Raw genomic sequence first — 8325 nt, 5'->3', positions numbered from 1 at the left:
TGGAGCACCGGGTGATCGAGAAGCTGGCACACCGCTTCGCGGCTGCTTTTCTCGTCACCGCGGCGACGGCGCGCCGCGAGCTCGGGACCCGCCGCCGCCACCTGGATTTTCGAGAGCTGGCCTTGCTCAAGCAGAAGCACGGCTTGAGCATGCAGGCATGGATCTTTCGAGCCAGGGACCTCGGTATCATCGGGCAGGCTCACGTCCGGACGCTCTTCGCCAATCTTAGCGCCCGCGGTTGGCGCCGCCGGGAACCTGTGGAGTTCAAGGGACAGGAGCGGCCGAGGAAACTCAGGCAGCTCACGGTCCGTGCCCTCGCCGAAGGCATGTTGAGCGCCGCCCGGGCCGAGCGTATCTGTCCTGGCGTGACCCAAGAGGTCGAGGAGCTCCCCACCCAGCCCGTAGGTGCCATGAGTGCGCGATCACTGCTGCAATTGCCGGCGGCGGAGAGAGAGCAGCTGCTCGAACAAGCGGCAGCACTCGTCGCGGACGAGTATGAAGACGATGGCTCTTTGGCGGGCTTCGAAGCCATGAGTTGGGAGGATCACGTTGACGCCTCGCTCGGCGACGAATGACCCCCGGCCTGTCCGTGGCGAGATCTGGCGGGTCCGCTTCGACCCGATAGAAGGTGCTGAGATCGGCAAGACCCGGCCGGCCGTCGTGGTGAACCCGTCATCCGTCGGCCGGCTGCCGCTTCGGATCGTCGTGCCCATGACCAGCTGGCAGGCCAGGTTCGTCACGGTGCCCTGGCTTGTCCACGTCGAGAAGACACGTAGGAACGGCCTCCGGAACGAGTCGGTGGCCGATTGCTACCAGGTGAAGTCTCTCTCCCTCAGGCGTTTCGTCACCAAGCTCGGCGACCTCGACGCGGAGCAGCTCGAAGAGATCTCGGCCGCGGTCGCGATCTGCGTCGGTGCATGAGAGGGGCCGTCCGTGTCGCCACGCTCATGAATCAGCCTGATTTTCGTGGCGCCCGCGGTTCGAACGCGGGTGACGACTTCCACGAGCTGTGGGCCTTGCGCCAGGCGCTCACGCTGCTCGCACCGAACTCCAGCCTGTCGGCCGTCCTGCTCGAAGGCGTGCTGCCCAACGATGAGAGCGGAACATCGCCGGATACCTGGGATGGCGTAGATTGCACCTTCTACCACGGCTCAGAACCGGATTCTCCAGACCGCATAATTATCGACCAGCTGAAATACTCGTCGGCAGACCCGGACAAGAAGTGGACGATCCCTCGCCTGACCTCCACCACCAATAGACTCCAGGCCAACTCGGTGATCGGTCGACTGGCGAAGGCATATAACGCACTAAACCGCAAGCATTCCGAATTGGTCACTGACCGTCGCGTCAGTGCGCGCCTTGTGAGCAATCAGCCTGTCCATGGCTCCGTACTCGATGCGCTCGCGTCCCCGCCTGCCGAGAACGTTGATCCGTCGGGCGACTCATCGCGGCGGTCCGATCGCGCCAAGCTCGAGAGAGCATGCAAGCTCACTAGTGAGGCCTTCGATTCTTTCACAGATGCACTGGATCTCTCAGAATGCGGCCACGACTCACGTTTTCGACTTGAAGAGAAGATCCTGGCGCAGGTAAGCGAGTGGACCGACGAAGATGCGCGTTCATCGGTCGACCACCTGCTGCGATTCGTGCGCAAAAGGATGATGCCTGAGGCCAAGGGCGAGATAATCACGCGCCAGTCGATCCTCGTCGAGTTCGGTTTCTCGGATCCACGTGCCCTGTTTCCCTGTTCGACACAGATCAAGAGCATCGACCAGCTGATCCTGCGCGGGGCCTCACGTCGAGTGGTCGATCTCCAGCGCCGCGGCGACCAACGGATCTGCATACACGGTGAGGGTGGATGTGGGAAGACGACGGCACTACAGGAGATTGAAACATTACTCCCCAAAGGATCACGGATTATCGTGTTTGACTGCTATGGGGGAGGGAGCTATCTCGATTCCGACGGATACCGGCATAGATCGCAAGACGCCTTCCTTCAACTCTCGAACGACCTTGCGGCTCGTCTGCGAATTCCGCTTCTTGTCAGCCGCAACTCCGACCTCGACTACCCGAGAGTCTTCAGCCGGCGGCTGGCCAGGGCAGCTGAGGTAATCGAGTCCGTCGATCCCTGCGCTTTGCTTGTCATCGCCGTCGATGCTGCGGACAATTCGGTCACGGCGGCAAGCAGCCGAGTTCCGTCCGAAAGAAGCTTCGTTCATGACTTCATGCATCTCGGTAGCATCCCGAGTAACGTGCGCTTGGTCATCACGGCGCGAACCGGTCGCCTTCCCGACCTTGATCTGCCGCAATCGTGGGAAAGACGGGAGATGCCGAGTTTCTCCCGTGCCGAGACCGCGGACTACGTTCGAGCCTCCTGGGTCGATGCGCCTGAGGCTTGGCTCGATGATTTCCACGAGCTTTCTCGCGGCAACCCCCGCGTACTGCGATACGCGCTCGACTACGCAGGGAACGAAAGCGACCGCGCGCTCGACTACCTTCGGCCGGAAGGCAAGGCCCTAGACGGGATCTTCGGATCGCAGTTGGAGCATGCTGTCCGGAAACGCGGCGAGAAACGAGTAGTCGAAGAATTCTGGGCGAGCTTGGTCTGTCTACCGCGCCCGATTCCCGTTGTTGATCTTGCGGCAGTGGCCGGTCTCAATGAGCATGAAGCGCTCGATCTGTGTTCCGATCTCGCTCCAGGTGTTCGCCTCAGCGGTGCTACCATCGGCTTTGCGGACGAGGATTTCGAGCATTTTATCCGGGCCGAAGCCACACCGCATCTTCCTGCCGTGAGGGAGCAAATCGCCGAGTATTTCACCCAGCAGCACGAAAGGAACGCCTACGCGGCTGCCTATTTGGCGGAGGCATTATTCGATGCGGGCCGCGGTCACGAGGTACTCGAGCTGGTCAAGAGAGAGCCTCAGGCCATCGGAGATCCGGTCGTCCGGCGGGAAGCGCAGATGCGGCGGCTACGGGTCGCGATGAAGGTGTGCCGTGAGTCGCACAACAACGTCGATGCGCTCCTCACGCTCCTCATCGGAGCGGAGGCACTCAAGACCGACGCCGCGATGAGGGAAGCCCTCGTCGAGAATCCCGATCTCGCAGCACGCTTCGCACGCGACACAGCAGGTCGTGCTGTTCTTCGTGAGCCCAGCCTGATCAAGCATCATGGCCCACTGCTCTTCCACCTCATGGCGGCGGATTCCCGGAGAGATGACGCGATCTCGGTACGAGAAGGTCATCGCCATTTGCAGGCATGGTTCCAGCGCAGGACCGAACAAGTGGAAGCTGAGAAGAAGGCGCATCCACACTGGGGACCCAATGCGGTGACTCCGTGGCCAATCAACATCCGGGACATCGCAGCGGAAACAGAGGCAGTGATCCGAGTCGGCGGACCAAGGCGAGGCGTTGAGAACCTTCGACGATGGCGACCACGCACGATCGCGCTAGATGTTGCGATGCTTCTGTCGGAAGAGCTGATTGCCGGCGGCGATGTGGAACTGGTCGAACGATGTGTGAAGGAGGCGCCTCTTTCTGCGCCTTGGGATCTATTCGTCCTCGTGCCGCTGGCCCTTGCAGGCAGAACATCGGAAGTGGAGAGGCTCGAAACCTCAGCGGCGCGTCTTCACCATAGACGTCTCATCCGGCTTGATGTGCTCAACAATGCTTGGCGAGATGACGATACTACTGCCAGGCGCCTTGATGCGATCCTGACGGCGTGCGAGATCATAGCGGCGCGGGGCGGAGAGCTCGAGCGGATCGCGCACGTCGTTGAACTGTTTGCCGAGCCAGAGTATCGCCGGCATACAGGACGGCCAACAACTCTTGATCTCTCTCTCCGAGCCTGTGCTCTGCAGAAGCGATGCACTGGACAAGAGTTGACGCTGGATGCATTCTGGCCCGACGCACCAGGAGACGATGACGCTTCGGTGACGCGGAAGGCGCAAGGCCAGAGATCCGACACGGAGAACAAACGGACGGCCCCGGCGTTTCTGACGCCTCTGGTCAAACTCTATGACATGCGTGCCCAAGTCTTGACGGGAGCGCTTGCGCCCGATGAACTAAACGTGCAACTCCAGAAGGAGATGGAGCACCTTTACAGAGAGGAGCACTCGTTTTCGCGTAGTGGAGCGACGATGATGCGGTCCAGGATTGCAGAATCGTTCGCTCGCTTGCTGGTAGTGCCGGGGATCGATAGAGCGGCGCTCCTCGGTAGCACTTTAGCGATGTGCAACTCCCGAAACGGGGCGTCCCAGAGTGTCAACTTGCAGGTCCTTGCCCGCTTTGCCCTCGACAGAACGCTGCATCCGGCAATTCTCCAGGCGGTGACCGGTGAGGTTGACGCCATCCGTCACGCGAGAACCGGTGCGAGGGAGAAGCTCGAACGCTTGCTGCATCTCGCACGGTTCGTCGTCCCCTTGAGTCATGGCGACGCTGAGAGTATCTTCAACGATGCCATCGAAGTCTCAAACGACATTGACTACGAGGTCTTCCATCAGATCGCGCTGTTCGAGCCGCTGTCGCAACGCGCTGTCGGTACCATGAAAGGAGAGTCACGGCGACGCGTGGCAAGGGACTACGCGATTGTCACCGGCGACGCGGCCGTCAGGCTATCCGGATATGGGGAGTTTCCGTGGAAGGCAACCGCACGCGCGCTTTCGACTCTTGGTGTGGACATGGCGCTCGCCGCAGCTGGTCGCTGGGGAGATTGTGGCCTCGTCGAAAATGCGGTTTTCCTACCGCCGGTGTTAACGGCGGCATTGGATGGGGACGACGTTTCGCCGCCGCATGTCGTTGGACTGACACCTTTGTTGGATGATGTCGGTATCGAGCTCGTTGAGCTGATTGCTGCGAAAGTAAAGAACCGGGCTTGGCAAGGAGGCCCTACTTCGGTGGCCGAAGAGGTAGCCCGAGATGAGATGCTTCGATTCGGTCGAGGAAGGCGACCACAAGTCTTGAAGGCCCTCGATGCGCTGTCAATTAGCGGAACCCGCGGCCGTTGGCTCGAGCACCTGGCCCGAGCGACAGAGTTTCATGAACGCAGCAGTGGCCGGATTCCAACGAGCAGTCAACCGGAGGAAGCGCCGCCGGGAGAGGCGCCCCCGTCAGCTCTGGAGGCTGACCGATTCACTAGCCCTGACATGCCTTTGTGCCGCTTCGTGGAAGCCGCGGAGATTGCCGCGGAAGTCAGACGCGACCACGAGAGCGCCCACGCATCGAGTGGCTATGCGTCCACTTCCGAAACCCTCAATCGCATACGGTCCGGTGTGGCCATCGGTGACAGGGCGGCCCATCTCGAGGCGCTCCACGCATGGCAGATGATGGAGATGTTTGACACGGACGATGCCTTCATGGAAAGCAACAATGTTGCCGATGCTATTACTGCTTGCATCGATGCATGGTTCGGAGAGTCGCCTTCGATCGACGCCTGGTGCAGAAACCGACTGCTGAGGGTGATCGTGGACAGACTGCCGGGTTTCTGTCGCTGGCTCGCTATCGGGGAGTCTCGGCTCCCATTTCTCCTTGAGAAAACGTCAGCCTCTCCTCAGCAAGTATGTACCGCGCTGATCGAAGGGATGGAGCGCCATGCTGGTGTGCTCGAGGCACAAACCGTCTATGCGCTCGTCGGTCTGACAGCAAGCTTTCTCGATCCACGGGAAGCAGCGCAGCTCGCGACACGATATGTCGAACGACTTGTCGAGCGGATCCCTTCAGCCGAGCGAGATCGTTGGGATCTGGACGATATCCCTCGGTCTTCAGAACGGTCCATTGCCCGCCTGATCTATGCTTTCATGGGAGACGTGGACGTTCGGATGAGGTGGCGGGCGGCTCACGCTGTAAGGCAACTCGTTCGTCTTGGCGAATCAGGCATCGTAGCAGAGCTGATGACGCTCTACGGCCGAGACGTCGAGGCCAGCTTCCGCGTTCCCGAGGCACCGTTCTACGGGCTGGCGGCTCGTTTGTGGCTTGTGATCGCGCTCGAACGCGTGGCCAGCGAGTCACCATCGGCCATGGCAGAGCATGGTGATGCCCTCGTCGATATTGCATGTGATGAGAATCTTCCCCACGTTCTTCTGCGGGCTCTTGCCCGGTCGGCGCTCCAGAAACTCAGCGCGAGCGGAGTGGTGACGCTCGACGAGGAAACCGGCGCGGCGCTGGAGACCGCAAACGTTAGCCCGATTCCTCGGAGGAGGGCCAGAGGATCGCGACACTTCTTCGGGCTTTTTGGACCAGCGGATACCGCAGAGCGGCGTTTCAACTTCGATTCCATGTTTACGTTGCCTTATTGGTACAGTGGGGCTCTCAAGGCTTTCTCGGATCTTGACGAAACGACTTTTCTCGACGCTGCGGAGCGATGGATCGTGGGTCGATGGGGCGTTGAGGCTGATGTTCGGTCTTTTGATAGCGAACGTCGCTCCCGCAGGTTCTCCGAGAGAACCCGCAGCTTGAGCTACAATGACAATGGTTCAAGACCGATTCTGGAGCGATTCCAGACCTATTTGGAGTGGCATGCCATGTGGTGCGCGACGGGTGAGCTGATGCTCAGCCACCCACTCGTCAGCGCGAAGCCGGAAGACGAGTGGCACACACTGGAGAGTAGGCTGCGGAAGGAAGGTCTGACCGACCCGCCCTTGTGGCTCGCTGACGTGCTCAGCCCGTTGCCTTTGGAGGGCGGGCTGTGGAATGTGCCAGGTGGTGATCTGGAGCCCTGGGTAGAGGCGGTGGGTGACGCTGAGTTTCTGGCAGAGTTGGGGCTTGCGAGCAGCGAAAGCTCGCTTGTCGTCGGAAGCAGGCACGAAACGTACTCCTACGAGTTCAGAGCAGACGCCAGGGTGGCGACCGCTCTCGTATCACACAAGAATGCCGGCGCGCTCGTCCGCGCACTTCAGACCATCGAAGACTCCCACGACTACCGAATACTCCCCGATGGCGACAGCCTGGAGATCGACTCGCATCCTTACAAACTCGTAGGATGGCTGGCTGGCAATTATCGAGTCCCCAGGTTGGATGAACACGACCCATTGCGATTCGAGGCACGCGCGATTGAATGCAAACCGTCGAGCAAGACAGCCAAGGCCCTTCGTGTTCAGTTCCAATACGACGGTCAGGCAGCGTGGGTCACGGAGCGATCCCGCCAGCCTGTTCTTCGCTACGAGGCCTGGGGTAACTTCTCCGATCTTGAGGAGCGAAGACGATCTGACAGATCCATTCGCTCCAGAGGCTACCGGCTCTTTATCGACCGCGAAGCGCTGAGTCGCTTCCTCGGCCAGCGTGAGCTTGATTTGATCGTGGAAGTCGAGATCAACAGGAGCAATAAGGGCGATGGAGAATCATGGCAATATGACAAACGAGAAAAGAAGGCAGCCCGCTTCCACCGAATCTACGTCTTCCGTCGAGACGGCAGCATCGAAGCCGCCGAAGGACGTATTGGAACTTGGAAAGCACCTCGTCCGTGAGCTGGGTTTTGCCGATAGCGTTGATACGCTTGGCCGGTGGATGGCGCACCATGTGGCTGAACTGATCGACGCTGCGGAGAATGACGCCGAACCCGCTCGACGAGCAAAGTCACGAAAAGATGCGGAAGAGACGATCTTGCGGCTCTGGGAACACCGGCGCACGATGCCCGGCCACGCCCACCCGCTTCAGCGATATGGTGAGGTTCTTTCGGTGCTGCATCGGCTGAGACCCGGGGCGAATCCCTTTGGCTACCACGTCTATGGCCGCGGGAAGAGGCGCGACGAACTAGCCGCCGGACTGTTTGACACAATTTCACGGCTGATCATGGCTCTTCTCTTCATGCAGTTGCCTCCTGAGACTGCCGCGATCCGAGCGCCGGATGTCGCCGTGGCTGCGCTCGATAAGGACGAGCAACGGACGGTGATGTTGCTAGAAGAGTGGGGGCGCCTCTTCGAGTCAGAATCCAAACGGAGTACGCCGCGCCGAGGTGAGAACGATGATCCAGCAACCCAGGTAGAGCTGAGTAAGGCGGCGTTTCGCCTTACTGAGGGCGCCATGGCTACGCTCGAGGCCTTGCAGGCGAGCCTACACGAAATGGCGGCTGAGCTTTCCGTGATACCAGAGAATGCCGAAGAGATCCAGGCGATTAAGGGCAGTGCTGATGCGGCTGGCTCGACACCCGAGAGCGCTGAGTCAGGAGCGAGCGGCGATTAGTGAGGCGTGCCGCCAGGACCGGGCTCGCGGCCGAGCGGCCGGTCAGCTCGGATCGGGAATCAGGGTCCCACCCACTTCGGGCGCCATTGTGCCTTGTATGCCGCAATAGTTTACCCTCCGCAGTCGAGTGTCACAGCCGAAGGAGACGGATCCGGC

General features: G+C 60.5%; 5 protein-coding genes. 3 read left to right on the top strand and 2 right to left on the bottom strand.

The window, feature by feature from the left end; all coding sequences use genetic code 11:
* The first annotated feature begins 11 nt into the window (after positions 1-11).
* Both GY725_00875 and GY725_00870 read left to right on the top strand, forming a co-directional pair.
* On the top strand, positions 12-575 hold the full coding sequence (locus GY725_00875; GenBank protein ID MCP4002723.1) for a hypothetical protein: 564 nt from the start codon (positions 12-14) through the stop codon (positions 573-575).
* Positions 550-921, top strand: a complete 372-nt coding sequence (locus GY725_00870) for a type II toxin-antitoxin system PemK/MazF family toxin (GenBank protein MCP4002722.1) — start codon at positions 550-552, stop codon at positions 919-921. Before GY725_00875 ends, GY725_00870 begins: the two co-directional genes overlap by 26 nt.
* 1685 nt (positions 922-2606) lie before the next feature.
* Here GY725_00870 and GY725_00865 read toward each other — a convergent pair.
* Together GY725_00865 and GY725_00860 are read right to left on the bottom strand one after the other, a co-directional pair.
* Entirely contained in the window at positions 2607-2825 is a 219-nt protein-coding gene (locus tag GY725_00865; GenBank protein MCP4002721.1) for a hypothetical protein, read from the bottom strand.
* A 141-nt stretch (positions 2826-2966) separates the two neighbouring features.
* Positions 2967-3167, bottom strand: a complete 201-nt coding sequence (locus tag GY725_00860; protein MCP4002720.1) for a hypothetical protein — start codon at positions 3165-3167, stop codon at positions 2967-2969.
* Positions 3168-3455: 288 nt separating this feature from the next.
* Here GY725_00860 and GY725_00855 point away from each other — a divergent pair, with 288 nt between their 5' ends.
* Positions 3456-7454: a hypothetical protein gene (locus tag GY725_00855; GenBank protein MCP4002719.1), complete on the top strand. Its 3999-nt coding sequence runs from the start codon at positions 3456-3458 to the stop codon at positions 7452-7454.
* The last annotated feature ends 871 nt before the right edge of the window (positions 7455-8325 follow it).

The organism is bacterium, assembly GCA_024226335.1.
GTDB lineage: Bacteria > Myxococcota_A > UBA9160 > SZUA-336 > SZUA-336 > JAAELY01.
The sequence above is the reverse complement of the archived record's forward strand: the minus strand, read 5'-3'. Positions and strand labels throughout refer to the sequence as shown.